General features: G+C 72.1%; 22 protein-coding genes. 13 read left to right on the plus strand and 9 right to left on the minus strand.

From position 1 onward, the window contains the following. Window positions 1-33 precede the first annotated feature (33 nt). Window positions 34-1203 (minus strand): alpha/beta hydrolase family protein, encoded by a 1170-nt coding sequence (locus ACFQ2V_RS06535; protein ID WP_386051834.1) that lies wholly within the window; start codon window positions 1201-1203, stop codon window positions 34-36. A 200-nt stretch (window positions 1204-1403) separates the two neighbouring features. On the opposite strand from ACFQ2V_RS06535, the gene ACFQ2V_RS06540 reads away from it, so the two are divergent. The 3 genes from ACFQ2V_RS06540 to ACFQ2V_RS06550 all read left to right on the plus strand — a co-directional run bounded on the left by ACFQ2V_RS06540 (window position 1404) and on the right by ACFQ2V_RS06550 (window position 3680). Further along, complete coding sequence (locus ACFQ2V_RS06540; protein ID WP_386051835.1) at window positions 1404-2732, plus strand: vWA domain-containing protein; 1329 nt, start codon at window positions 1404-1406, stop codon at window positions 2730-2732. A 64-nt stretch (window positions 2733-2796) separates the two neighbouring features. Further along, the gene (gene msrB, locus ACFQ2V_RS06545) at window positions 2797-3249 is read left to right on the plus strand and encodes a peptide-methionine (R)-S-oxide reductase MsrB (RefSeq protein WP_386051837.1); all 453 of its coding nucleotides are present in this window, start codon (window positions 2797-2799) and stop codon (window positions 3247-3249) included. A gap of 44 nt (window positions 3250-3293) precedes the next feature. Further along, on the plus strand, window positions 3294-3680 hold the full coding sequence (locus ACFQ2V_RS06550; RefSeq protein ID WP_386051839.1) for a DUF1707 SHOCT-like domain-containing protein: 387 nt from the start codon (window positions 3294-3296) through the stop codon (window positions 3678-3680). Between the two features lie 42 nt (window positions 3681-3722). Here the strand turns inward: ACFQ2V_RS06550 and hemQ are convergent, their stop codons facing one another. Then, window positions 3723-4424, minus strand: a complete 702-nt coding sequence (hemQ, locus tag ACFQ2V_RS06555; RefSeq protein WP_449343040.1) for a hydrogen peroxide-dependent heme synthase — start codon at window positions 4422-4424, stop codon at window positions 3723-3725. Window positions 4425-4431: 7 nt separating this feature from the next. Next, window positions 4432-5838 (minus strand): protoporphyrinogen oxidase, encoded by a 1407-nt coding sequence (gene hemG, locus ACFQ2V_RS06560; RefSeq protein ID WP_386051840.1) that lies wholly within the window; start codon window positions 5836-5838, stop codon window positions 4432-4434. A gap of 287 nt (window positions 5839-6125) precedes the next feature. Here hemG and ACFQ2V_RS06565 point away from each other — a divergent pair, with 287 nt between their 5' ends. Then, a complete protein-coding gene (locus ACFQ2V_RS06565; protein ID WP_386051842.1) occupies window positions 6126-7301 on the plus strand; it encodes a DUF4349 domain-containing protein in 1176 nt (391 codons plus the stop codon). Between the two features lie 68 nt (window positions 7302-7369). Here the strand turns inward: ACFQ2V_RS06565 and murJ are convergent, their stop codons facing one another. Next, window positions 7370-9067: a murein biosynthesis integral membrane protein MurJ gene (murJ, locus tag ACFQ2V_RS06570; protein WP_386051844.1), complete on the minus strand. Its 1698-nt coding sequence runs from the start codon at window positions 9065-9067 to the stop codon at window positions 7370-7372. Then, entirely contained in the window at window positions 9064-10116 is a 1053-nt protein-coding gene (gene hemE, locus ACFQ2V_RS06575) for a uroporphyrinogen decarboxylase (protein ID WP_386051846.1), read from the minus strand. The genes murJ and hemE overlap by 4 nt, the downstream gene beginning before the upstream one ends. A 95-nt stretch (window positions 10117-10211) precedes the next feature. Between hemE and ACFQ2V_RS06580 the strand changes: the two genes are divergently transcribed. From ACFQ2V_RS06580 to ACFQ2V_RS06605, 6 genes are all read left to right on the plus strand, one after another. Beyond that, window positions 10212-10796 carry a DUF3000 domain-containing protein gene (locus tag ACFQ2V_RS06580; RefSeq protein ID WP_386051847.1) on the plus strand — a complete coding sequence of 195 codons (585 nt, stop codon included), beginning with the start codon at window positions 10212-10214 and terminating at the stop codon, window positions 10794-10796. Beyond that, entirely contained in the window at window positions 10793-12055 is a 1263-nt protein-coding gene (locus tag ACFQ2V_RS06585) for an HRDC domain-containing protein (RefSeq protein ID WP_386051849.1), read from the plus strand. Before ACFQ2V_RS06580 ends, ACFQ2V_RS06585 begins: the two co-directional genes overlap by 4 nt. A gap of 132 nt (window positions 12056-12187) precedes the next feature. Further along, entirely contained in the window at window positions 12188-13429 is a 1242-nt protein-coding gene (locus tag ACFQ2V_RS06590; protein WP_386051850.1) for a thiolase family protein, read from the plus strand. Continuing rightward, entirely contained in the window at window positions 13426-15558 is a 2133-nt protein-coding gene (locus ACFQ2V_RS06595; RefSeq protein ID WP_386051852.1) for a 3-hydroxyacyl-CoA dehydrogenase NAD-binding domain-containing protein, read from the plus strand. The genes ACFQ2V_RS06590 and ACFQ2V_RS06595 overlap by 4 nt, the downstream gene beginning before the upstream one ends. A gap of 128 nt (window positions 15559-15686) precedes the next feature. After that, entirely contained in the window at window positions 15687-17216 is a 1530-nt protein-coding gene (locus ACFQ2V_RS06600; protein ID WP_386051854.1) for a helix-turn-helix domain-containing protein, read from the plus strand. A gap of 89 nt (window positions 17217-17305) precedes the next feature. Then, window positions 17306-18127, plus strand: a complete 822-nt coding sequence (locus tag ACFQ2V_RS06605) for a 3-hydroxybutyrate dehydrogenase (RefSeq protein ID WP_386051855.1) — start codon at window positions 17306-17308, stop codon at window positions 18125-18127. 89 nt (window positions 18128-18216) lie between these two features. Here the strand turns inward: ACFQ2V_RS06605 and ACFQ2V_RS06610 are convergent, their stop codons facing one another. After that, window positions 18217-18408 (minus strand): hypothetical protein, encoded by a 192-nt coding sequence (locus ACFQ2V_RS06610; protein WP_386051857.1) that lies wholly within the window; start codon window positions 18406-18408, stop codon window positions 18217-18219. A gap of 59 nt (window positions 18409-18467) precedes the next feature. Here ACFQ2V_RS06610 and ACFQ2V_RS06615 point away from each other — a divergent pair, with 59 nt between their 5' ends. Beyond that, window positions 18468-20087: a helix-turn-helix domain-containing protein gene (locus ACFQ2V_RS06615; RefSeq protein ID WP_386052047.1), complete on the plus strand. Its 1620-nt coding sequence runs from the start codon at window positions 18468-18470 to the stop codon at window positions 20085-20087. Between the two features lie 228 nt (window positions 20088-20315). Here ACFQ2V_RS06615 and ACFQ2V_RS06620 read toward each other — a convergent pair whose 3' ends face one another. Next, complete coding sequence (locus tag ACFQ2V_RS06620) at window positions 20316-21251, minus strand: DMT family transporter (RefSeq protein WP_386051859.1); 936 nt, start codon at window positions 21249-21251, stop codon at window positions 20316-20318. On the opposite strand from ACFQ2V_RS06620, the gene ACFQ2V_RS06625 reads away from it, so the two are divergent. Continuing rightward, a complete protein-coding gene (locus tag ACFQ2V_RS06625) occupies window positions 21250-22659 on the plus strand; it encodes an aminotransferase-like domain-containing protein (RefSeq protein WP_386051861.1) in 1410 nt (469 codons plus the stop codon). The two genes, ACFQ2V_RS06620 and ACFQ2V_RS06625, sit on opposite strands and share 2 nt — an antisense overlap. Window positions 22660-22733: 74 nt before the next feature. Here ACFQ2V_RS06625 and dxs read toward each other — a convergent pair whose 3' ends face one another. Further along, window positions 22734-24602, minus strand: coding sequence for a 1-deoxy-D-xylulose-5-phosphate synthase (gene dxs, locus ACFQ2V_RS06630; protein WP_386051863.1), 1869 nt, complete (start codon window positions 24600-24602; stop codon window positions 22734-22736). 132 nt (window positions 24603-24734) lie between these two features. Then, window positions 24735-25112, minus strand: a complete 378-nt coding sequence (locus ACFQ2V_RS06635) for a hypothetical protein (RefSeq protein ID WP_386051865.1) — start codon at window positions 25110-25112, stop codon at window positions 24735-24737. 31 nt (window positions 25113-25143) lie between these two features. On the opposite strand from ACFQ2V_RS06635, the gene ACFQ2V_RS06640 reads away from it, so the two are divergent. Then, a complete protein-coding gene (locus ACFQ2V_RS06640) occupies window positions 25144-25911 on the plus strand; it encodes a VOC family protein (RefSeq protein WP_386051867.1) in 768 nt (255 codons plus the stop codon). Window positions 25912-25933: the final 22 nt, after the last annotated feature.

A 25933-nucleotide genomic window follows, 5' to 3' on the forward strand; every position in this document is an offset into this window, starting at 1 on the left:
CGACCCACGACCGACACACGTACGAGGGCCCGCTCAGCGGGACGCGACGAACTCGCGCAGCACGCGCTCCCAGCGCTCCGAGTCGTTGTTCCACTCCCGGCAGTGCCGGGCGACGTCCCAGCGCTCGAACCGGACGAGGTCAGGACGCCGGCCGGCGAGTGCCACGGCAGGGCCCATCGGCACGAAGTCGTCGCCCTCCGACGCGATGACGAGCATGGGGTGTCGCAGCTCGTCGGCTCGGGCCACCCAGTCGGTGCGGGCCACGTCGATGGGCTCGCGCACCCCCACGAGGCGTCGGCTGCGACGCGATCCCAGCAGTCCGGAGGCCATCCGCACGAGCGGTGGCGGCACGCGGCGCAGGCGGCCGTGGTGGCGCAGCACGACTCCCCAGTCGATGACCGCGGAGTCGAGCACCACGCCGACGACGTACTCCGCGAGCGGCGAGTGGTCGAGGGTCTGCAGCACGATGGCGCCGCCCATCGACCACCCGAGCAGGATGATCCGACGGGCACCGTGCGACACGGCATACCCCATGGCTGCCTCTACGTCGCGCCACTCCGACAGACCGAGGTTGTAGCGTCCGTCGGGGCCCAGCGGGGCGTCGCGGTCGTTGCGGTAGGCGGCCACGAGGCTGGTCCAGCCGGCGTCGCGCAACACCGGGACGGCGCGCAGCGTCTCCTCCTTGCGCGCGCCACGCCCGTGCACGAGCACGGCCCAGTCGGAGCCGCTGCGCCCGCCCTCGGGCCGCACGACCCACCCGGGAAGTGCCCCCACGTCGGAGACGATGCTGACGTCCTCGTCGGGCAGGCCGAGGCTCACGGACGGGCGGTCCCAGTAGTAGTACTGGTTCCATCGCGCCGGACCCACCTCGAGGGCACCCCGGTCGACGGACAGCAGCCGACGGGTCACCGACGTGGCGTCGCTGTCGAGGATCTCGCCGACCCGCGCGTGCCCCGCTCCGCCGTCCAGCCACACGCCGTAGCGGCCCGGAACGACCGGATCGGGACCTGCCGCGAAGGTCACCGACCCTGCGTCATGGCCCAGGATCGCGACGTCGTCCGGCTGGAGCTCGTCCGGCGTGATCACCTTGCGCGCGAAGTACGCGGCCGCAGCGACGGAGCCGCTCGCAGCGCCGAGCAGAGAGCCGGTGCCCGCCGCCGCCGCGACGAGCACCGGTCGCGAGACGAGCCTGCGCACCTGCACGCGGCCATCGTCGCAAACCCGCCGCCGCAGCCGACGACGGCGTGCCGCGAGGGCGCAGTTGATCCCTTTTGTCGGTATCAGGCGCGCACCTCGCGCCACCTACCTGTCGAGAGTCCGGGGGGCATGAGCCGGGCATCTCTCGGGTGCGGCGCATCGGTGCACCGTCTCCCGACGTCTGGTTCGCAACGAAAGGGACATCCATGTTCGCAGCAGTCCGCCGCAGTGCCTTGACACTCGCGGCCGCCGGGGCGCTCGTCGCGACCCCGGCCCTCGCCATGGGCGCCGGCGTGAGCCCGGCCTCCTACGACGCCTCGGTCGACCCGGGCGACACGGTGCACGTCGCGAAGACGGTCACGACGCCCGAGATCCCGCCGAAGCCCGACATCGTGCTCGTCGTCGACGAGACGGGGAGCATGGGCCCGGCCATCGCGAACGTCAAGGCGGAGATGGGATCGATCGTCTCGGGCGTGCAGTCGGCGCAGCCGCAGGCGCAGTTCGCCGTCGCCTCCTACAAGGACGAGTCGGACGGTGCCGCGCTCTTCGAGGTGGAGTCCGGCCTCACCGCCAGCCAGGCGACGGCACAGGGCGCCATCAACAGCCTCGTGGCCTCCGGCGGCGGCGACACCCCGGAAGGCCAGCTCAACGCGCTCTGGCAGGTGGGCTCGGGCGGCAACGCGATCGCCTTCCGTCCCGGGTCGTCACGCATCGTGGTGTGGTTCGGTGACGCGAGCGGGCACGACCCGAGCGCCGGCCACAGCGAGGCCGACGCGACAGCATCGCTCGTCGGCGTGGGCGCGCAGGTCATCGCGATCAACGTGGCCTCCGGCGGCGCCGACGGCCTGAACGCGACGGGACAGGCGCAGCACATCGCCACGGCGACCTCTGGCACGTTCTTCCCGAGCGTCACCCCGGGCAACGTCGCCAGCACGATCCTGGCGGGCCTCGGGAACCTCCCGGCGGAGGTCACGGCGGACGTCAGCTGTGACACCGGGCTCTCGATCGCCTTCTCCCCCAGCCTTCCCCGCACCGTCACGAGCGGCAGCGACGTCGTGCTCGACGAGGCCATCTCTGTCGCGCCCGACGCGCCCCAGGGCTCGACGCTCGCGTGCACGACGACCTTCAGGATCAACGGGGCCGATGCCGGACCCGAGTTCGTGCAGACCGTGTCCATCAAGGTCAACGACGTCACCCCGCCCACGGTGTCGTGCGGCCCGGGCGTCAACCCCGACGGCCACACGCCGGGCGGCTGGAGCAACGCGGGCTTCTTCCAGATGGTCGCCACGGACAACCTTCCCGGTGTCACCGTCGCCGTCACCGACGACGCCACCGGGACCACCTTCCAGCCCTACGCCGCCGGCACCTTCTTCAAGCTGACGCAGGCGCCCGGCACGACCGCCTCGCGCGTCGCCCCGTTCTCGGGCGCGGTCGACTGGCACTTCACCTTCAAGGGTGACGCCACGCTGACGGCCACCGACGCGGCCGGCAACACCGCGACCGCCACCTGCTCGGTCCCGCCGAAGAGGAAGTAGCAGCTCGAGCGTCCGCGCCACGTCATCCGGGCACAAACCCGGGTGACGTGGCGTTGGTCTGGACATGAGCCACGACAGCACCCACAGCACGTCCAAGCCGTATGCCGTCCAGCGCACCGACGACGAGTGGCGCGCCGCCCTCAGCCCCGCTGAGTACCAGGTGCTGCGCCAAGCCGGCACCGAACCCGCGTTCCGGGGCGAGTACACCGACACGAAGACCCAAGGTGTCTACTCCTGCAGGGCATGCGGCGCCGAGCTCTTCCGCAGCGACACGAAGTTCGAGTCGCACTGTGGCTGGCCGTCGTTCTACTCGCCCCTCGCCGGCGACACGGTCGAGTACATCGAGGACCGCAGCTTCGGCATGAAGCGCGTCGAGGTGCGCTGCGCCACCTGCGGCTCGCACCTGGGGCACGTCTTCGAGGGTGAGGGCTACGACACCCCCACCGACCAGCGCTTCTGCATCAACTCGATCTCGCTGCGCCTGCGGCCCGACGAGGACACTGCCCCGCCGGCCTGACCGGGCTGCTGCGCGAGCAGGGCCTGGTCGCCTAGATTCGTGACATGGTCGGCGACGGCGACATCCGCATCGGCACAGCCGAGCGCGAGGAGGCCCTGGCCGCCCTCGCGGAGCACCACGCCGCGGGCCGCCTCGACGCGAACGAGTACGAGGACCGTCGGGGGCGGGCGACCGACGCCGTGCTGCGTCGGGAGCTGACGGCGCTCTTCGTCGACCTGCCCGAGCCGCGCCCGAAGCTGCGACCGTCGCGCAGCTCGGCGCTCGCCCAGCCCTCGACCTCGAGACGGCCGTCGGCGCAGGGCAAGGTCGCACGAACCCTCGTGAGCCTGTCGCCGTTCATCGCGATCGCCGCGTTCTTCCTGACCCGCTCGTGGCTCGCATTCCTGCTGATCCCGGTCATCGCCATCCTGGCGAGGACCATCGACGACTGAGCGCGCCACCTCGACGACGCCCACGCGTACGCGGACGCGGTCTCAGCGCAGGTTGGCGACGAGCTCCGCCGGGGTCACCTTCGGCCCGGTGAAGAAGGGGATCTCCTCGCGCACGTGCCGGCGCGCGCGCGACGCGCGCAGCTCGCGCATGAGGTCGACGATGCGGTGCAGCTCGTCGGCCTCGAACGCCAGGAGCCACTCGTAGTCTCCGAGGGCGAAGGAGGCAATCGTGTTGGCTCGCACGTCGGGGTAGTCGCGAGCCATCTGTCCGTGCTCGCGCAGCATGTCGCGGCGCTCGCCGTCCTCGAGGAGGTACCACTCGTACGAGCGCACGAACGGGTAGACGCAGATGTACTTGCGGGCCACCTCGTCGGCCATGAAGGCGGGGATGTGGCTCTTGTTGAACTCGGCGGGCCGGTGCAGGGCCGCGTTGCTCCAGACGGGCTCCAGGTGCTGGCCGAGCTCCGTGCGCAGCAGCCGGTGGTAGGCCGACTGGAGCTGCTCGATCGACTCGGCGTGCCACCACACCATGAAGTCCGCGTCGCCGCGCAGCCCCGCGACGTCGTAGATGCCGCGCACGACGACGCCCTCGCCGTCGATCTCGTCGAGGAAGGCCTGGAGCTCGCCGAGCAGCTTGTCGCGGTCGTCGCCCAGCGGGGTCACCGTGCTGAAGACGGACCACATGCAGTAGCGGATCGTGTCGTTGATCTCTCGCATCCGGGCGGGGGTCATGCGCTCGCTCATGCGCCCATCATCCCAAGACCGTCCCGGCACTCGTCCGCCGGGTCAGGAGCGCACGTGCCGCTGCCCGCCCCGAGGCTATGCACGCCGGGATGCCGACGCCGTCGTATGCCGCCCCGCAGAGGGCGAGCCCGGGCGGCAGGTCGCGGGTGGGCGCCAGACGCGTACGGTGCCCGACGGCATACTGCGGCAGGCCGCCGCCCCAGCGCTGGACATGGGTGGCGACGGGCTCGGGAAGGGCGTCCCCCAGCACCGCGCGCAGGTCGGCGACGGCCACTTCGACGAGCTCGTCGTCGCTGCGCTGCAGCGAGGCCTCCTCACGGTGCCGTCCGACCGAGGCGCGCAGGTAGGTGCGGTCGGGGTGGGCGTCCGCGAGCCACGGCCACTTCACCGAGCTGAAGGTCGACGCCTTGATGGTCAGGGGTTCGGTCGGAGGGACGAGGAACCCGCTGCCGTCGAGCACCTGCAGCACCGGCCCGTCCAGCGCGAGCGTGATGATGGCCATCGAGGCGTACTCCAGCCCTGCCAGCGCCTCGGCGGCCGCCGGCGCCACATGGCGCAGCAGCCGGGAGGTCGGGGCCGCGGGCGTGGCCAGCACCACGTCGTCGAAGCGCTCACGCAGCACCGCCGTCGTCGGGCCGGTGGACACGACCCAGCCGGCGCCGTCGCGGGCGAGCTCGCGCACCACGGACCCCGAGCGGAGGGCCACCCCGGCCTCGGTGAGCCTGGCGCGCAGCACCTCGGGCAGCGTGCCGAGTCCGCCGACGAGCGTCGCGAAGACCGGGAGCGCCGCCATGGGGCCGCTGGCCGCCGCGGCGACCGCCTCTCGGGCGACGTCGGTCAGCTTCCTTCCCTCGCGGGCTGCCGCGGCGAGCACGGGGACGGCCTGCTCGACGGAGATCTCGCGGGCGTGCCCGGCGTAGACACCGGCGAGAAGGGGTTCGACGAGACGGTCGGTCACGGCGGGCCCGAGGCGGGTGTCGACGAGGTCGCCGACCGACAGGTCGTGTTCGGTCCGACCGTCGACGACCTCGTCGACGAGGCGCCGCACCTCGTCGTCGTCGAGGAGGCCACGAACGGACTCGGGGTCGGACGGCACCCCCATCACGGTGCCCTTGGGCATGGGCCAACGAGCCCCGCGCGACACGATCGAGGCGCCGACCGGGGCCGGGTGGGTCGTCAGGCTGGCAACGCCGAGCTCCTCGAAGAGCGTCATGGCCTCCGGTCGACGAGTTAGGACGGACTCGGCGCCCACGTCGATGCGCACGCCCCCGACGTCCTCCAGGCGCAGCTTGCCGCCGAGCCGGTCACTCCCCTCGAGCACCGTCACCTCGACGTCGGCGCCGGACCGGCTCAGCTCCCAGGCGGCGGCCAGTCCGCTGATCCCCCCACCGATGACCGCGACCGTCCTTGCCATGGGGCCACTCTCCCACCCGTCGGCAGGGCACCAGCCGCTGGGTGCAGGCGGCCGGGACGCGTCGGTCGAGACGGTGGGTCCGCCGATCGTCGCCGTCCGGGTCGTCGTGCGCCGACCCGACGCGACCGGTGACCACGGGCGTCCGGAAGGACGCGGCCTGGGCGCCGCGGAACCGTCCCGGCAACGATCGACCGGGAGGGGGTGTCTGTTGAGTCAAGGACGTCGCCACGGACACCCGTCCACGCCAGCCGGCACACTGCGGGGGGCGACCTGTCGAAAGGCTCGCCATGACCGCCAGCTCGAATCTCCCCCGGCTCTCGTCGGTCCCGTCTGCGCGCCGGCGGGCCCTCGCCGTCGTCGCCGCGGTCGTCGTCGTCGTTGCTCTGGCCTTCACGCTGGGCTCCACGGCGCTCCAGCGGTCGGCGTCGACGGTCGGCCCCGCTGCCGGCTTCGGATCCAGCTCCGGGTCAGGCACCGCGGAGTCGTCGCGCGACGGGGCCGCGGTCGGCCTCGGAGCGCCTGCCGTCGCTCCTGCGCCCGGCTCCGGCACGGCCAAGACACCCGGTGACGTCGCCACCCCGGGTGCCGGGACGCTGGCAGGGGTGGTCGCAGCAAAGATCGCGCGCACCGCCTGGCTGGGCATCAAGGTGGGCGACCTCACGGGCTCTGCCGCACGGGCCCGCGTCATCGCCACCGGGGCAGGTGGACAGGTCACCTCGGAGAACGTCGTCACGAGCATCGACCCGACGGGCAGCAGACGGTCGGCCGACCAGCGCACCGAGTCCGGAGCCGCCGTGCCGGACGTCGGCGTCGACGAGGCACGGATGGTGCTCAGCGTGCCGGCCAAGGCGCTGGACCAGGTGCTCACCGACCTGTCGAAGCTCGGCTCCGTCTCGTACCGCTCGTCGCAGTCCGAGGACGTCACCGACACCTACATCGACACGAAGGCCCGGATCGAGCCGATGCGTGACGGCATCGACCGCGTGCGGGCGTTGCTGGCCAGGACGACCGACCTGCAGCAGGTGATCACCCTCGAGAGCGAGCTGACGCGGCGCCAGGCCGACCTCGACTCCCTCACGCAGCGGCTGGCCCAGCTCGACGAGATGACGACGACGAGCGACGTCACGTTGACCCTCTGGACCGACGCGACCACCCCGGCCGCCACCTCCGACGGCGGGATCGCCGGCGGTCTGCGCACCGCCTGGGACAGCCTGCTCGGGTCGGTCACCGTGATCCTGACGGGCCTGGCGGCACTGCTGCCCTGGCTGGTCCTCCTCGTCCCGCTCACCCTGCTGGCCCTCCGGATCAGGCGTCGCCGCGGTGCGGTCGCCGTTCAGGCCCCTGCCGCGCCGGAGGGCAAGGCACCCGAGCTCGTCGGGGCTCCGGCAAGGGCCGGCGCCGAACCCGGTGCAGCAGCCGGAGGATCGACCCCCGGAGCTGGACGTACCGACCCGGACGACTGACGGACCCGGACGACTGACGGACCCGGACGACTGACGGACCCGAGCGCGACCGGTGTCGGGGGCTCGGTCTAGCGACCGAGGCGCCCGCGCACCAGGTCGGCGGCCTGCCGGATCTCCCTGACGCGCAAGGCGTGCGCCAGGCCCAGGTAGATCACGAGGAACACGAGGCCGACGAGGCCGATCTCGAGCGTGCTGGCGAACATGCGCTTCGCGGTGGACGACGTGCCGTCGATGGCGCCGGTGGTGATGGGTTCGAGAACCTGCGTGACCCCCCAGGCCACGATCCCGGCGACGGCTGCGGCGACACCGACCCGCGAGGCGGTCACGAGGGCGCTGTCGAGGCCGAGCGTCCCGGTGCGACGCCTCAGCAGGTAGAGGCCGACGCCCGAGCTGACGACGTTGCCGACGGTCTGTCCCATCGCCATGATCCCGATGGCCCAGATCGGGTTGATGAAGAGCGTGACGACCCCGGCGAGTGCGCTGATGCCCGTCAGGAGCACCTGCATGATGACGGTGGGCTTGCCGTCCTCGAGCGCGAAGAACATGCGGTAGCACAGCAGGTCGAGGCCGAACGGGATGAGCCCGAGGATCATGATGATGAGGACGCTCGCGGACGTCTGGACCGAGAGCGGGTCGATTCCGGGGTTGAGCAGGGCGACGATCGGGTCGGCCAGGACGATGACGCCGACCATGATCGGCACGTTGGCCACGAGCGGCACCGCGAGGCCGGTGCGGAAGTAGCGTCGCAGTCCGGCGCGGTCGCCGGCCGCCGCAGCCGCGGAGAAGCGGGGGAAGAGCGAGGTGATGACCGACACCGTGATGAACGCGTGCGGCAGCATGAACAGGGTGAAGGCGATGCTGTAGGCCATCGGGCCGCGGGCGGCGTCCTCGAGGCCGATCGCCTTGGCGCGGGCGGTCGCGTTGTTGAGGACGCCCTGGCTGATGAAGAAGCCGACCTGCGAGACCGCCAGCCCGCCGAACGCCCAGATGGCCAGGCGGCTCACCCCGCCGAGGCCGACACCGCGCAGTCCCCACCGGGGCCGGTAGCGGAAGCCGGTGCGACGCAGCGCCGGGATGAGCGACAGGGCCTGCACGACGACCGAGAGCGTGGCCGAGCCGGCGAAGAGCCAGATCATCGGCCCGGTCCACTCCGTGGGCCCCCGCGGGCCGGCACGGCCCGGGCCGTCATGGTGCGGCTGTGGGAAGAGCACGATGAACAGCAGCAACCCGGCGACCGCCACGACGTTGGCGATGAAGGGGGCCCACGCGAAGGCGCCGAACCGACCACGCGCGTTGAGGATCTGTCCGAGCAGCGCGAAGAGGCCGTAGAAGAAGATCTGCGGCAGGCAGATGAGCGAGAAGGCGAGCGCGAGCTGCCGGAACTCCGGTGAGTTCTTGCTGGCCAGCAGCCACACGAAGCCGCCGGCGCCGGCGGTGACGAGCACGGTGATGAGCGCCATACCGGCCAGCGCGACGGTGATGACGCGGTCGGTGAACTCCTGGCCGCCGTCCTCGAGCTTCATCGCCCTCGCCAGCGACGGTATGAGCACCGCGTTGAGGATGCCGCCGGCGGCAAGGACGTAGAGGACGTTGGGCAGCGTGTTGGCGAGCGAGAAGGCGTCACCGGCGAGCTTGGCGCCGATGATGGCCGTGATGAGGGCGTTGCGCACGACCCCGAGGACTCGTGAGGCCACCGACCCACCGAGCATGGTGAGGCTCGAGCGGGCGACCGACGGTGCCGCGGTCACGGTGGGGGCCGCCGTCATCGGCGGCTCGAGCACTCGTGCACGAGCGCGGTCACGCGGGTGAGCACGTCGGGGTCGACGTCGGGAAGCACCCCGTGGCCGAGGTTGAAGATGTGGCCGGGGGCCCTGCGCCCCTCCTCGACGATCTCGCGCACCCGGCGCTCCAGGGCGTCCCAGGGCGCGAAGAGCAGGGCGGGGTCGAGGTTGCCCTGCACGGCATACGTCGGCCCGAGGCGATCGACGGCGTCGGTGAGCGACACGCGGTAGTCGACGCCGACGACGTCGGCACCGGCCTCCCCCATGAGGGTCAGCAGCTCGCCGGTGCCGACCCCGAAGTGGATGCGCGGCACGTCGAGGTCGGCGACGGCGCCGAGGGCGACGGCCGAGTGCGGCATCGCCCTCGCGGCGTAGTCGGCCCGCGAGAGGGCACCGGCCCAGGAGTCGAAGAGCTGGACGGCGCTGGCCCCGGCCTCGGCCTGCACCCGCAGGAACTCACCGGCGATCTGGGCCAGGCGTGCACAGAGCGCGTCCCACAGCTCGGGGTCGCCGTGCATGAGCGCCTTCGTCTTCTCGTGGTTCTTCGACGGGCCACCCTCGACGAGGTAGGACGCGAGCGTGAACGGCGCCCCGGCGAAGCCGATCAGCGGTGTCTCGCCGAGCTCGGCGACGAGCAAGCGCACGGCCTCGGAGATGAACGGGACGTGCTCGGGAGTGAGCGGCACGAGCTGGTCGAGGTCGTCGCGCGTGCGGATGGGGCGCGCCACGACCGGGCCGACGCCCGGGACGATGTCGAGGTCGACCCCGATGGCCTTGAGCGGCACGACGATGTCGCTGAAGAAGATGGCGGCGTCGACGCCGTGGCGGCGCACGGGCTGCAGCGTGATCTCGGTGACGAGCTCGGGGCGCATGCACGACTCGAGCATCGGGATGCCCTTGCGGACGGCGCGGTACTCGGGCAGCGAACGGCCGGCCTGGCGCATGAACCACACGGGCGTCCGCGTGACCGACTCGCGGCGGGCGGCCCGCACGAGGTCGCTCTGGCGAGTGGCTGGGGGGGCAGTGGTCGGCACCGGACAATCCTGCCACGGCCCGGCGGGGCGTCTGCGCCACGCGCGCTCGGCGCGCCCTGAGGACAGATCGCCCGACTCCGGCATACCCTCGTCTGGTGCACACGAGAACGTTGCCGGGCAGCCACGGCGCGGTCTTCGCGAGGACGCTGAGCGCCCTGCGAGACGTCCGTCTGCGCTCGGAGGTGCGCCTCACCGAGGTGCCCGCCCCGACGCGCATCGCTCCGTATGCCGCCGCGCTGACCGCCGACGTCATCGACGTCTCCGACCCCGAGGCCGACCTGGCCACCGGTCGGTTCGTGCTCCTGCACGATCCCGCCGCGCCCGAGACGTGGGACGGCCAGTGGCGCGTCGTCACGTTCGCCCGCGCCGAGCTCGAGCCCGAGCTCGCCGGTGACCCGATGCTCGGCGCCGTCGGCTGGTCCTGGCTGACCGACTCGCTCGCCGAGCGCAACCTCTCGTGGACGGCCGAGGCCGGAACGGTGACCCGCGTGGTCAGCGAGAGCTTCGCCGGGCTGGCCGACCGCGAGGCGAGCGTCGAGATGGAGATCCGCGCGTCGTGGACGCCGGTCGCCGGCGACGTCGTCGACCACCTGCGCGCCTGGGCCGACATGCTGTGCACCATCGCCGGCATCCCGCCCCTGCCTGACGGGGTCGTCCCCCTCCCGGGGCAGCGCCGGTGACGGCAGAGCCGAACGCACCTGCCGCCGACCTCGACGACGTCGCCGCCGACCTCGTCCCGCTGACCCACCCCCGTGACGGCGTTCCCGACGTCGTGGTCGAGGAGCGTGACCTGCTGCGAGCGGCCGAGGCCATCGCGGCCGGCACCGGCCCGGTCGGCATCGACGCCGAGCGCGCCTCGGGCTACCGCTACGGGCAGAGGGCCTACCTCGTCCAGATCCGTCGCGAGGGTTCCGGCACCTGGCTCATCGACCCCATCGCCTGCCCCGACCTCTCGCCCGTCGGCGAGGCCATCGGCGGTGCCGAGTGGATCCTGCACGCCGCCACCCAGGACCTCCCGTGCCTCGCCGAGGTCGGGCTGCGTCCCGAAGCGCTGTTCGACACCGAGCTCGGTGGCCGGCTCGCCGGGCTCCCCCGCGTCGGCCTCGGGGCGATGGTCGAGCACTACCTCGGCCTGCAGCTCGCCAAGGAGCACTCGGCGGTCGACTGGTCGGCCCGTCCACTGCCCGAGCCGTGGCTGCTCTATGCCGCGCTCGACGTGGAGGTGCTCGTCGACCTGCGCGACGCGGTGGCGGCCGAGCTCGCCGCCCAGGGCAAGGCCGCCTGGGCGGCCGAGGAGTTCGAGCACCTGCTCCACTTCACCGGGCCCGAGCCGCGCACCGACCCGTGGCGCCGCACGTCCGGCATGCACAAGGTGCGGGGCCGGCGTGGGCTCGCCATCGTGCGCGAGCTGTGGCTGTGGCGTGATGCGCTGGCGCAGCAGCGTGACACCTCGCCGGGCCGGGTGCTTCCGGACGCCGCCATCAGCGAGATCGCGCTGGCCAACCAGCGCGCGACGGAGCCGCCCGGCTCGGTCGGCTCCGCCGAGCCCCGCCTCGCTCGCTCGGTGCGTCGCCACCAGGAGGCGATCATCGAGGTCGTCACCCGGGCACTCGCGCTGCCCGACGCCGACCTGCCGGTGGTCTCCCTGCCGCCCACGGGGCCGCCTCCGCCGAAGGCCTGGGCCGACCGTGACCCCGTCGCCGCGGGCCGCCTCGCTCGCGCGCGTGAGCTGCTCGGCGCGGTGTCGGAGGAGCTGTCGGTGCCCGTCGAGAACCTCCTGACCCCCGACCTGCTGCGTCGGTTCCTCTGGGAGGGCCCGGCTGCCCCCACGACCGCGGAGGTGGCCGAGGGCCTGTCGGCCCTGGGTGCCCGCCGGTGGCAGACGACCATCGCGGCGCCTCTCATCTCGCTCGCCTGCAGCGAGAACCCGCCCGCCTGAGCAGGTGTCCGCGGCCCTCCCGGTGGTGAGGATGGTCACCCGAGCGACCGTTGGCCCGGAAGTTACCCGGAAGTAGTATCGAGGTGTCGCGCTCCCCGCGGCCCACCGACCCTCGATCCCACTGGAGGCACCGTGCCCCGCGCACTCAATGAGGTCGTCTTCGTCGACGGCGTCCGCACGCCGTTCGGCAAGGCGGGCGAGAAGGGCATGTACGCCCAGACCCGCGCCGACGACCTCGTCATCCGGTGCATCCGCGAGCTGCTGCACCGCAACCCGAACCTGCCGAAGGACAGGGTCGAGGAGGTCGCCATCGCGGCCACGACCCAGATCGGCGACCAGGGCCTGACCCTCGGCCGCACGGCGGCACTGCTCTCGGGCCTGCCGAACACGACGCCCGGCTACTCCGTCGACCGGATGTGCGCCGGAGCCATGACCGCCGTCACCAACACCGCGAGCTCGATCGCGTTCGGCGCCTACGACATCGCCATCGCCGGCGGCGTCGAGCACATGGGCCGCCACCCGATGGGTGAGGGTGTCGACCCCAACCCGCGCATCGTCGCCGAGAAGATCGTCGACCCCGACGCCCTCGTCATGGGCAAGACTGCCGAGAACCTGCACGACCGCTTCCCCGCGCTGACGAAGCAGCGCTCCGACGCCTTCGCCGTCGGCAGCCAGGACAAGCTCGCCAGGGCGTACGCCGACGGCAAGATCCAGCGCGACCTCGTCACGGTCGCGACCCGTCACGCCGAGCAGGGCTGGGGCATCGCCACCGCTGACGAGCCGCCGCGCCCCGGCACGACGGTCGACGACCTCGGCCAGCTCAAGACCCCCTTCCGTGCCCACGGCAACGTGACCGCGGGCAACGCCGCCGGCCTCAACGACGGTGCCACCGCCTGCCTGCTCGCCTCCGAGCAGGCCGCGACCGAGCTCGGCCTGCCGGTCCGGATGCGTCTCGTCTCGTTCTCGTTCGTGGGCGTCGAGCCCGAGGTCATGGGCGTCGGGCCCGTGCCGGCGACCGAGAAGGCCCTCGCAAAGGCGGGCCTCACCATCGACGACATCGGCCTGTTCGAGCTCAACGAGGCGTTCGCCGTGCAGGTGCTCGCCTTCCTCGACCACTTCGGCCTGGCCGACGACGACCCACGCGTCAACGAGTACGGCGGCGCCATCGCCACCGGTCACCCCCTCGCCAGCTCGGGCGTGCGCCTCATGACCCAGCTGGCCCGCCAGTTCGAGGAGCACCCCGAGGTGCGCTACGGCCTGACGGCCATGTGCATCGGCATCGGCATGGGCGGCGCCGTCATCTGGGAGAACCCCCACCACGCCGAGTACGCCACCACCGTCACCGCCGGCACGACCGAGGAGGCCGCCAAGTGAGCGCCACCACCACCGAGAAGCCCACCGCCGCCGCCGACTTCGCGGCCGAGGTGGTCACCCGCACGCCAGTGCGCGACGTCGCCCTGCCCGGCGGTGCCGGCACGCTCTCCCTCGTCACGCTCGACAACGGGTTCGACCACACGAAGCCCAACACGTTCGGGCCCCAGTCGATCGCGGGGCTCACCGAGACCGTCGCACGCCTGCGTGAGCGCGCCGAGCGTGGCGAGATCGCCGCGGTCGCCGTCACCGGCAAGCCGTTCATCTTCGCGGTCGGTGCGGACCTCACGGGCGTGCCGTTCATCCGGTCGCGCGAGCAGGCGCTCGAGATCGCGCGGGCCGGCCACGCGGCATACGCAGCCTTCTCCGACCTGCCCGTCCCGACGTTCGCCTTCGTCAACGGTGCAGCGATGGGCGGCGGTGTCGAGCTCGCACTGTCGGCGACCTACCGCACGATGAGCGCGGGTGTGCCCGCAGTCGCGCTGCCCGAGGTGTTCCTCGGGCTCGTGCCCGGCTGGGGCGGCTGCTGGCTGCTGCCCAACCTCATCGGTGTCGAGAAGGCGATCACCGTCGTCATCGACAACCCGCTGAGCCAGAACCGCATGCTGGGGGGCGTCGAGGCGTACCGGCTCGGGATGGCCGACGCACTCTTCGAGCCCGCCGACTTCCTCGAGGAGTCGGTTGCCTGGGCGGCGCGCGTGCTCACGGGCGAGGTCACCGTCGAGCGGCCCGAGGTCGACCGCGACGAGACCGCCTGGGCCGCTGCGGTCGCCAAGGCCAGGGGCCTCGCCGACGTCAGGACCGGCCGGCAGGCGAAGAGCCCGTATGCCGCCCTCGACCTGCTCGCTGCCGCACGCACCGCAACCCGCGAGGAGGGTTTCGCCGCCGAGGAGGAGGTGCTGGCCGACCTGCTGATGAGCGACGAGCTGCGCGCCGGGCTCTACGCCTTCGACCTCGTGCAGAAGCGCGCCAAGCGGCCTGCCGCGGCACCCGACAAGAGCCTCGCCCGGAAGGTGACCAAGGTCGGCATCGTCGGCGCCGGTCTCATGGCGAGCCAGCTCGCGCTGCTCTTCATCCAGCGCCTCCAGGTGCCGGTGGTCCTCACCGACATCGACGACGAGCGCGTCGCCAAGGGCGTCGGCTACGTCCATGCAGAGCTCGACAAGCTCGCCGGCAAGGGCCGGCTGAACCCCGACAGGCTGAACCGCTACAAGGCCCTCGTCTCCGGCTCGACGAGCAAGGACGGCTTCGCCGACGCCGACTTCGTTATCGAGGCCGTCTTCGAGGAGATGTCGGTCAAGCAGCAGGTCTTCGCTGATCTCGAGGCCGTGGTCTCGCCCGAGTGCGTGCTCGCCACGAACACCTCGAGCCTGTCCATCGCCGAGATGGCCTCGCAGCTCGCGCACCCCGAGCGGGTCGTCGGCTTCCACTTCTTCAACCCGGTCGCTGTCATGCCCCTGCTCGAGGTCATCCCGGGCGAGCGCACCGACGACGCCACGCTGGCGACGGCCTTCGCCGTCGGCAAGGCCCTGAGGAAGACGTGCATCCGAGCGGCCGACCGACCCTCGTTCATCGTCAACCGCCTGCTCGGCCGTTTCATGGGCGAGGCGGCGAGGATCCTCGACGAGGGCACCCCGATCGAGGTCGTCGACCGCGCCTTCGCCGGGCTCGCCCCGATGCCGCCGTTCGTCCTCATCGGCCTGGTGGGACCCGCCATCGCGCTGCACAACGGCGAGACGCTCGTACGGGCGTTCCCCGACCGTTTCTACGCCTCTCCGACGCTCCAGCGGATCGTGGCGGCCGGCAAGCGAGGCTTCTACGACCTCAGCTCGGGCCGTCCGGTGCTCGACCCCGAGGTCGCCGAGCTCATCGAGAAGCCCGCCGAGCGCGTCGTGCTCGACGTCGCCCAGGTGCGCCAGCGCGTGCTGACCGTGCTCGCCGACGAGGCGCGTCGCATGCTCGACGAGGGCGTCGCCCAGGCGCCCATGGACATCGACCTCGCGATGATCACCGGCGCCGGGTTCCAGTTCTGGAACGGCGGCATCACGCCGCTCCTCGACCGCACCGGCGTCGCGGAGACCGTCACGGGCTCCCGGTTCCTGCCCTCGGGCGTCGCGAACGCCCCGGCCTGACGAACGCCGCCCGGCGGCATACGGACGGAGCGCCACGAACCGGAGGACACGGTTGGTGGCGCTCCGTCTTCCGCGGCGTGTGTGCGCGTTGATTTGCCTTAACTCATATATGAGTTAGCCTCGACGTCGTGCCAAAGACCTACCTGACTCGCATCGGAACCCTCATCCGCGACGCGCGGCGCCACAAGGGGATGACCCAGTCCGACCTCGCCGAGCTCCTGGGGACCTCCCAGAGCGCGGTCACCCGCATCGAGCAGGGCAAGCAGAACCTCAGCCTCGACACGCTCGCCAAGATCGGCGACGCCCTCGACTCCGAGTTCGTCTCGCTCGGCCACTCCGGCCCGCAGCACCTGCGCATCGTCGGCGGCCAGAAGCTCACCGGCTCCATCGACGTCAAGACCTCGAAGAACGCAGCCGTGGCGCTGCTCTGCGCGGCCCTGCTCAACCGCGGCCGCACGACGTTGCGCAACCTGGCCCGCATCGAGGAGGTCAACCGCATCCTCGAGGTGCTCGCCTCCATCGGCGTGCGCACCCGGTGGCTGCCCGACAGCAGCGACCTCGAGATCATCCCGCCCGCCGAGCTCAACCTCGACGACATCGACGTCGCGGCCGCCCGGCGCACGCGGACGGTGATCATGTTCCTCGGTCCGCTCCTGCACGAGCACGAGTCCTTCCAGCTGCCGTACGCCGGTGGCTGCGACCTCGGCACCCGCACCGTCGAGCCCCACCTGAGCGCCCTGCGCTCGTTCGGGCTCGAGGTGACCGCGACCCACGGCTTCTACGAGGCTCGCTCGGACCGGACGATCAACCCCGAGCGGGCCATCGTGCTCACCGAGCGCGGCGACACGGTGACCGAGAACGTCCTCATGGCCGCGGCCCGCCACGCCGGCACGACCGTCATCCGCAACGCGAGCCCCAACTACATGGTGCAGGACCTCTGCTTCTTCCTCGAGAAGCTCGGGGTGCGCATCGAGGGCATCGGCACGACCACCCTGACCGTGCAGGGCCTCGCCGAGATCGACGTCGACGTCGAGTACGCCCCGAGCGAGGACCCCATCGAGGCGATGAGCCTCATCGCGGCCGCCGTCGTCACCGACAGCTCCATCACGATCCGCCGCGTGCCGATCGAGTTCATCGAGATCGAGCTCGCGACGCTCGACGGCATGGGCATGAAGTACAACCTGACGGGCGAGTACATGTCGGCCAACGGCAAGACCCGCCTCGTCGACCTCACGACGGTCCCCGGTCCGCTCAGGGCGCCGACCGACAAGATCCACCCGATGCCGTTCCCGGGCCTCAACATCGACAACCTGCCGTTCTTCGCGCTCATCGGTGCGGTCGCCGACGGCAGCACGATGATCCACGACTGGGTCTACGAGAACCGGGCCATCTACCTCACCGAGCTGACGAAGGTCGGCGCGCGCGTGCAGCTGCTCGACCCGCACCGCGTCATCGTCGAAGGACCCACGCGGTGGCGTGCCGCCGAGGTCGTGTGCCCGCCCGCCCTGCGGCCCGGTGTCGTCGTGCTGCTCGCCATGCTGGCCGCGCCCGGCACGTCGGTGCTGCGCAACGTCTACGTCATCAACCGCGGCTACGAGGACCTCGCCGAGCGACTCAACGCGCTCGGCGCGACCATCGAGGTCTTCCGCGACATCTGACAACAGGTCCTCGCGACGCACATGGGTTCGACCGTTTTGTGTCAGGTGGCCACACAGGTGACTTCGGAGGCCGTCCCTAGTCTTCCCGCATGGCCGACGCCCGCACCGACGCACGCGACGCCGCCCCGGACTCCTGCACGCGGGTCCGCACAGCGGTCAACGAACCCATCGACCTGAGCGGACGGACAGCACTCGTGACGGGCGCCGCGAGCGGCATCGGTGCGAGCATCGCCAGGGCGCTGGCCGGGGCCGGCGCGAAGGTGCACGCGGTCGACCGCGACGAGGAGGGACTCGCCGCCCTCGCCGACGGGGCTGCGCTCTCGACCATCACGGCCGACCTCGCCGACCTCGAGGCGCTCGGCCACCTCCCGACGGAGGTCGACATCCTCGTCAACAACGCGGGCATCCAGCACGTCAGCCCGATCGAGGAGTTCCCGCTCGAGAGGTTCGACCTCATCCTCGACCTGATGCTCGTCTCGCCGTTCCGGCTCATCCGGCAGAGCCTCCCGCACATGTACGACCGCGGCTGGGGTCGAGTCGTCAACATCTCCAGCGTCCACGGCCTGCGGGCCAGCGCCTTCAAGTCCGCGTACGTGACGGCCAAGCACGGCCTCGAGGGGCTTTCCAAGGTGGTCGCCCTCGAGGGCGGTCCGCACGGTGTCACCTCGACGTGCGTCAACCCGGCCTACGTGCGCACTCCCCTCGTCGAGCAGCAGATCGCCGACCAGGCCCGCACCCACGGCATCCCGGAGTCCGAGGTCGTCGAACAGGTCATGCTGGCACCCGTCGCCGTGAAGCGGCTCGTGGAGCCCGACGAGGTGGCCGCCCTCACGCTCTTCCTGTGCGGGCCGGCATCCGCCTCGGTCAACGGGACCTCGTTCTCCATGGACGGCGGCTGGACCGCGCACTGAGCGTGCCGTCCCGCCACCGATCGGGGAGCCACCCCATCCGCCACCCTCGACGCGCCTAGGATCTGCCCGTGGCCACCCGCAGCGAGACGTCACAGACCGCCGAGCCGGCCGTCGCCGCCGAGCACGCCCGGCAGGTCATGCACCTGCTCGAGCTGCTCGCCGCAGATGCCCCGGTCGCCGAGGTGGCCGCAGCCGCGGCGCCGGCCGGGGCCCGCGACCTCGCGCTGCGCATCGCGAGCGCGCGCGAGGTCCACCAGCACCGTGAGGCCGGCCTCGCGCACTCCTCGACACCGCCCGCGAGCTCGCCACCGAGAGCGACCCGGGGTCGGTCCTCGACGCGATCGTCCGCCGTGCGCGCCGCCTCGTCGGCACCGACCTCGCGTACCTCACCCTCTACGACCCCGAGGCGGGCGACACGTTCATGCGGGCCACCGACGGGTCGGTGTCGGCGGCCTTCCAGTCGGTACGGCTCGCGCTCGGCGCGGGCCTCGGCGGCCTCGTCGCCTCGACCCACAAGCCGTACTGGACCGCCGACTACTGGTCCGACGAGCGGTTCCGGCACACCGAGGCGATCAACAGCGCCGTCGGCGAGGAGGGCATCATCGCGATCTGCGGCACGCCGCTCATCGTCGAGTCCCACTTCGTCGGCGTGCTCTTCGCGGCGAACCGCTCGTCACGACCGTTCACGCGCGAGGAGGTGGGGCTGCTCGGCAACCTGGCCACTCTGGCGGCCGTGACTCTCGTGCAGACGCGTGCGCTGGCCGACGCCGAGAACGCCCTGGCGGCGCTCTCCGACGCGCACGAGACCGTCCGGCAGTACGCCGAGGGCGTGGAGAAGGCGGCCGCGGCGCACGACAGGTTCGCCTCGCTCGTGCTCGGCGGTGGCGGAGTCGACGACATCACCCATGCGCTCGCCGAGCTGCTCGGTGGCTGGGCGGTGCTCGTCGACGAGAACAGCCAACGGCACAGCGCCGCCGGGCCGGCGCCGGAGCAGTCGAGCAGTGGCGCAGACCCGTTCGCGAGCCTCAACGCGCTGCCGGGTCTCGGCACCGGGCGCCTGGTGGAGCAGGACGGTGTCTACGCCGTGGCCGTCACGGCAGCGCGTGAGCGCCTCGGCACGATCTACGTGGGCGGACTCACCCTGGCCGACTCCGACCAGCGCACCGTCGAGCGGGCCGGAGTCGTCACCGCTCTCGTGCTGCTCTTCGAGCGGCAGGCCGCCGATGCCCGGCAGTCCGCCCGCAACCGCCTCGTCAGCGACCTCGTCAGCGCCCGGGGCTCACGCGACGAGCGGCTGTCCCTCGCGCAGACCGTGGGCTTCGACCCGCAGCGACCCTTCTGCCTGCTCGTCCTGCGCGGTGAGGAGGCGGGTGGCCACCGGGCGCTGCTGATCTCCGCCAGCGCCGCGACCGGCGAGGCCGCCCTCGTCGGGTCACACGACGGCGACGTGATCGCCCTCGTGCCCGGCAGCGATGCCGACGGCCTGGCGCGTTCCGCCGCGGCGCGCATCGGCAAGCGCACCTGTGTCACCGTGGCCGGCGTGGGACCGGTCAACGACGTCGACGGCATCACGGAGGCGTACGAGGAGGGCCACCGCACGGTCGGCGCCCTCATCGCGCTCGGCCACCGGGGCAAGGGAGCCGCGGCCACCCAGCTCGGTTTCGCCGGCCTCATCGTCGGCTCGGCACCTGACGTCGACGAGTACGTACGCCGCCTGCTCGGCCCCGTGGTCGACTACGACGAGCGCAGAGGCACCGACCTCGTGGGCACGCTCGCGGCGTACTTCGGTGCCGGAGGCAGCCCGCGCCACGCGGCCGGCACCCTCCACGTGCACGTCAACACGGTGTCGCAGCGGCTGGAGCGCATCACGGCACTGCTCGGGGAGTCGTGGCAGCAGCCCGAGCACGCGCTCGAGCTGCAGATCGCGCTGCGCCTGCGCGCCCTTCAGGCCCCGAGCTGACGGTCGACCGCCTCGACGCGGTCGGCGAAGCGCACGTCAGCCGGTCCATGGCCGGGCCTATGACCGACTGGAGGGCCGCATCCACGGCGACACCACCAACCTGCTCACCCTGTGCCCCTTGCACCACGACGGCCACGAGCGCGGCGAGTTCGCCATCACCGGCGACCCCACGCGACCCGACGGCCTGACGTTCACCACCCGACACGGCCTGCACATCGGCCCACCCCATCAGCGAGCCACTCCGCCCAGCCGGGCCCGCACTGCGAAGCGGGCACAGGCGACGACGGCGAGCCCGCCGAGGACCGTCGGCCAGGTCAGCTGCTCGCGCAGGATGAGCGCTGCCCACAGGATGCTCAGGACGGGCTGCACCAGCTGCACCTGGCTCACGTGAGTCATCGGCCCGATGGCCAGGCCGCGATACCAGGCGAAGAAGCCCAGGTACATCGACACGATGCTCAGGTAGGCGAACGCCAGCCACTGCGTCGGCGCTGCGACCGGGACACCGTCGACGACCGAGACGAGGGCCAGGGCGGACATCGGCGGGGCAGAGAGCACCAGCGCCCAGGAAACGGTCTGCCAGGCCCCGAGCTCGCGCGCCAGTAGGCCGCCTTCGGCGTAACCGATCGCGGCGGCGAGGACGGCCCCGAAGAGCAGCACGTCGGAGCCGTGCAGCCCGCCCAGGCCGCCGTTCTGCAATGCCGCGAACGCCACGACAGCGACGGCGCCGAGGGCGGCGAACACCCAGAACGAGCGGGACACCCGCTCCTTGCCGCGCAGGACCGCCATCACCGCGGTCGCCGCCGGCAGCAGGCCGATGACGACCGCCCCGTGGCTGGCCGGCGTCGTCGTCAGTGCGTACGAGGTCAGGAGCGGGAAGCCCGCCACCACGCCTCCGGCCACGATCGCCAGCCGCACCCCCTGCCGCCTGGTCGGCCGCGCCTGCCGTGTCGCCGCCAGGGCCACGGCAGCGAGGATCGCGGCCACGACCGCGCGCCCCGAGCCGATGAACAGCGGCGACAAGCCTCCGTGGGCGGCGACCCGGGTGAACGGCACCATGAAGGAGAACGCCGAGATCCCGACCATGCCCCACCCGAGGCCCGACCTGGATCGCGGGTGCGATAGCGGTCCCGGCGAAAGTGCGATAGCGCTACTCTGGTGCGTCATGGACAACGATAGCGCAGCGCGCATCGTCAGCGCTCTTCGTTCGTGGGTCGGAACGGTCCCGTCGGGGAGTCGGCTGCCCTCGACCCGTGAGCTGGTCAGCCAGTTCGGGGCCAGCCCGGTCACGGTCCAGAAGGCGCTGCGACAGCTGACCGGTCAGGGGCTCGTGGAGACCCGCCCCGGCGTGGGCACCTTCACCCGGCCCGCCCGACCAGCACGACCGGCCGACTTCGGCTGGCAGACCGCCGCTCTCGGTGCGCCCAGAACCCGAGCCGGCGCGCTGTCCTCGACCCAGCGGGCAGCGGCCCCCGACGCCATCCAGCTGCACTCCGGCTACCCGGCTCGTGAGCTGCTGCCCGAGAGGCTCGTGCGAGCCGCCATCACCCGCGCCGCACGCACCGACGCCGCGACGACCCGATCGCCGGTCGGCGGCCTGCCGGAACTCCAGGCCTGGTTCGCCAGCCAGGTCGCCGACAGCACGCCACCCGGCTCCACACCGCCGTCCCCCCGTGACGCGCTCGTCACCGCCGGCAGCCAGAGCGGGCTCAGCTCGATCTTCCGTGCACTGGTCGGCCCGGGTCAGCCCCTGCTCATCGAGTCGCCCACCTACTGGGGCGCCATCCTCGCCGCCCGACAAGCCGGCGTCGTCGTCGTGCCCGTGCCCAGCGGCCCGACCGGCCCCGACCCCGACGACGTCGAGCGCGCCTTCGTCCTCACCGGCGCACGAGCCTTCTACGCCCAACCCAACTTCGCCAATCCGACTGGGGCACAGTGGTCGCCAGCTACCGGGCTGGCCCTCCTCGACATCGTCAAAGCACGCCACGCCTTCCTCGTCGAGGACGACTGGGCCCATGACCTCGGCATCGATGCCGACCCGACCCCGCTCATCGGACACGACCGCGACGGGCACGTCATCTACCTGCGCTCGCTCACCAAGAGCGTCTCACCGGCCCTGCGCGTCGCCGCCGTCATCGCGCGCGGCCCCGCGCGCGACCGCATCCTGGCCGATCGGGGCGCCGAGACGATGTACGTCAGCGGCCTGCTGCAGACAGCTGCGCTGGACGTCGTCACTCAACCCGGCTGGAACACCCACCTGCGCGCCATGCGCCACCAGCTCAGGGCCCGCCGCGACCTGCTCGTCCAGAGCCTGCACGACGGCGCGCCGGACGTGCACCTGCACCAGATCCCACCCGGCGGGCTCAACCTCTGGGCGCGGTTGCCTGACGGCACCGACGTCCGCCACCTGGTGCGCGAGTGCGAGGCTCGTGGGCTGGTCGTCGCACCGGGCACCGAGTGGTTCCCGGCCGAACCTGCCGGCCCCTACATCCGCCTGAACTACTCCGGCGAGGACCCAGGCCGCTTTTCCGAGGTCGGCCCGCTCCTCGCGCAGGCGATGTCCGTCGCGCCCTGACCGCGTCGGACGCGAGCGCCCGTCCGCTGTCCGGGCGGTCGCGGCGTTCGGCGTACAGGGAGCGAAGCGCCCGGTCAGGCGAGCCGCGGCTCGAGGTCGGCGACGACCTGGTCGGCGGTGAGGCCGAGCTCCTCGAGGATCTGCCCACGTGACGCGTGGTGCAGGAACTGCTTCGGGATGCCGTAGGTGTGCACGGGCACGTCTAGCCCGGCCGCGCGCAGGGCGAGTGTCACGGCGGACCCGACGCCGCCGCTGACGAGGTTGTCCTCGACCACTGCCACCGCACCTGCATGCCGCGCGAGCTCGACGAGGCCGTCGCTGACGGGCAGCACCCAGCGTGGGTCGACGACGCGTACGTCGCGGCCGTGGGCCGCCACCTTCTCGCCCGCCTCGATGGCGAGTCCCGCGAAGGCGCCGACGCCGACCACGAGAAGGTCGACCTCCTTGCCGGAGTTCTCGAACAGGACGTCGACGTCGCCGATCGTGCGCACTGCCGTGAGCGGGTCGGCGACGTCGCCCTTGGGGAAGCGGATGACCGTGGGGGCGTCGGAGACGTCGAGGGCCTCGCGCAGCTGCCGTTTGACCTGCTCGCCGTCGCGGGGTGCCGCGAGGCGCAGGCCGGGGACGATCGAGGTGAGGGTCATGTCCCACATGCCGTTGTGCGAGGCACCGTCGCTGCCGGTCACGCCGGCACGGTCGAGGATGAAGGTCACGCCGGCCTTGTGCAGGGCGCAGTCCATGAGGAGCTGGTCGAAGGCCCGGTTGAGGAACGTCGCGTAGACGGCGACGACCGGGTGCAGGCCGGAGTACGCGAGACCGGACGCCATGGTGACGGCGTGCTGCTCGGCGATGCCGACGTCGAAGACGCGGTCGGGGTAGGCCGCGGCGAAGCCGTCGAGGCCGACCGGGATGAGCATCGCCGCGGTGAGGGCCACGACGTCGGGCCGCTCGGCCCCGATCGCCACCATCTCCTCGTTGAACTCGTCGGTCCAGATGCGCCCCGACACCTCGAACGGCAGTCCCGTCTCGGGGTTGAACTTGCCGACGCCGTGGAACTGGTCGGCCTCGTCGTCGATGGCCGGCTGGTAGCCGCGGCCCTTCTGGGTGATGACGTGGACGATGACGGGACCGCCGAAGTCCTTGGCCTTGCGCAGCGCTCGTTCGACCGCCTGCTCGTCGTGCCCGTCGACAGGGCCGATGTACTTGAGGCCGAGGTCCTCGAACATGCCCTGCGGGGCGACGATGTCCTTGATGCCCTTCTTGACGCCGTGCAGCGTCTCGAACATCGCTCCGCCGACGACGGGCGTCCTCGCGAGCGACCGCTTGCCCCAGTCGAGGAACCGCTCGTAGCCACGGGTCGTGCGCAGGGTCGCGAGGTGGTCGGCGAGGCCCCCGATGGTGGGCGCGTAGGAGCGTTCGTTGTCGTTGACGACGATGGTCAGGGGCAGCGTCTTGTCGACGGCGATGTTGTTGATCGCCTCCCAGGCCATGCCGCCGGTGAGGGCGCCGTCGCCGATGAGGGCCACCGTGTGCCGCCCGGTCTCTCCGCGCAGCCGCCGGCCCTTGGCGATGCCGTCGGCCCACGACAGGGCGGTCGACGCGTGCGAGTTCTCGACGACGTCGTGCTCGGACTCGGCCCGGCTCGGGTAGCCGGAGAGCCCACCCTGCTTCTTCAGCTTGCTGAAGTCGTGGCGGCCGGTCAGCAGCTTGTGCACGTAGGACTGGTGGCCGGTGTCGAAGACGAAGGTGTCGCGGGGTGAGTCGAAGACGCGGTGCAGGGCGATCGTCAGCTCGACGACGCCGAGGTTGGGGCCCAGGTGGCCGCCGGTCTTGGAGACCTCGGTGACGAGGAAGGTGCGGATCTCCTCCGCCAGGGCCGGGAGCTGGGTCGCCGGCAGCGCCTTGAGCGCCGCGGGGCTCGTGATCGTCTCCAGCAGGGCCACGCTGTGTCGTCCTCTCGGGTGTTCGTTCGTCGTGCGACTCGGGGAAGTCGATCGAGTCTACGGGGCAACGTCCCGGCCCTCGCAAAGGTGCGGCAGGCAGCAGGGAACCCTGTCACGCTCGTCACACCGCCCTCACAACCGTGGCGCGAACACCTTCCCCTGCAGTGCCTCGTGCAGCAGCCTGACCGACCGCGACGCCGCCATCAGCCGGATGCCCTCCGCCTCGATCTGCCCGAGGATCTCGGTGAGCGCCTCGGCCGGCACGTGCGGCCCGATGGCGACCCGCGCCTCGCGCCAGGCCTCCCGCATCGCGACGACCTGCCCGTCGACGTGCCGACCGGCCAGCCACGCGAGGGCGATGGGATGGCGCCGCCACCCGGCATACGCCCGGTAGTCGGGCGGGCACTGGTCGAGCAGCCAGAGGACGGCGCGGTCCTCCCACCCCGGCGTGTGCGCCGGCGGGACCCCCTGCGGCCACCCTGGCGGGGTGTGTCCGGTCGGCGTGGGCATGCCCCCAGTGTGCCTCCCCTAGTCTGCGGCCATGACGACGGTCAGCTGGGTGACGGCCTTCATCGACCTGCCGCCACACGTGCACGAGGCGGGCATGCGTTTCTGGGCGAGCGCCACCGGGTATGCCGTCTCGCCGCCGCGGGGTGAGGAGGCCGAGTTCACGACGCTGCTGCCTCCGCTGGGCGACCCGTTCCTCAAGCTCCAGCGCACCGGTGCGGGTGGTGGCGCACCAGTCGGCCCGTCGGTCCACCTCGACCTGCACGTCGGATCACCGACGGGCGCGGCTGCCCGCGCGGGGGCGCTCGGGGCGGCAGAGGTCACCCGCGCACCCGAGGGCTACGTCGTGCTCCGCTCCCCCGGCGGCTTCACCTTCTGCCTCGTCCACGAGCCGCTGGCCGCTCGACCGGGCCCGACCCGGTGGCCGCAGGTGCACGAGAGCATCGTCGACCAGGTGTGTCTCGACATCCCGCCAGACGCGTACGACGTCGAGTGCGCGTTCTGGTCCGAGCTGACGGGCTGGCCACAGCGACGGTCGGCCGACCGCACGGAGTTCCGCCATCTCGTGCGGCCCGACGGCATCCCGATCCGGCTCCTGCTCCAGCGACGCGACGACGGCTCGGGACCGGTCACCGCCCACCTCGACCTCGCCTGCGACGACCGGCCCGCGGAGGTGTCGCGGCACGAGCACCTGGGCGCACGCGTCGTGGCCGACCACGGTGGCGGGTGGACGACGTTGCGCGACCCGGCGGGCGCTCTCTACTGCGTGACCGACCGTGACCCCGCCGTGGCGTCGCGTTGACCGTCGAACCGCTCCTGGGCCC

It is taken from the genome of Terrabacter terrigena (genome assembly GCF_042676085.1).
Classification (GTDB): Bacteria; Actinomycetota; Actinomycetes; order Actinomycetales; family Dermatophilaceae; genus Terrabacter; species Terrabacter terrigena.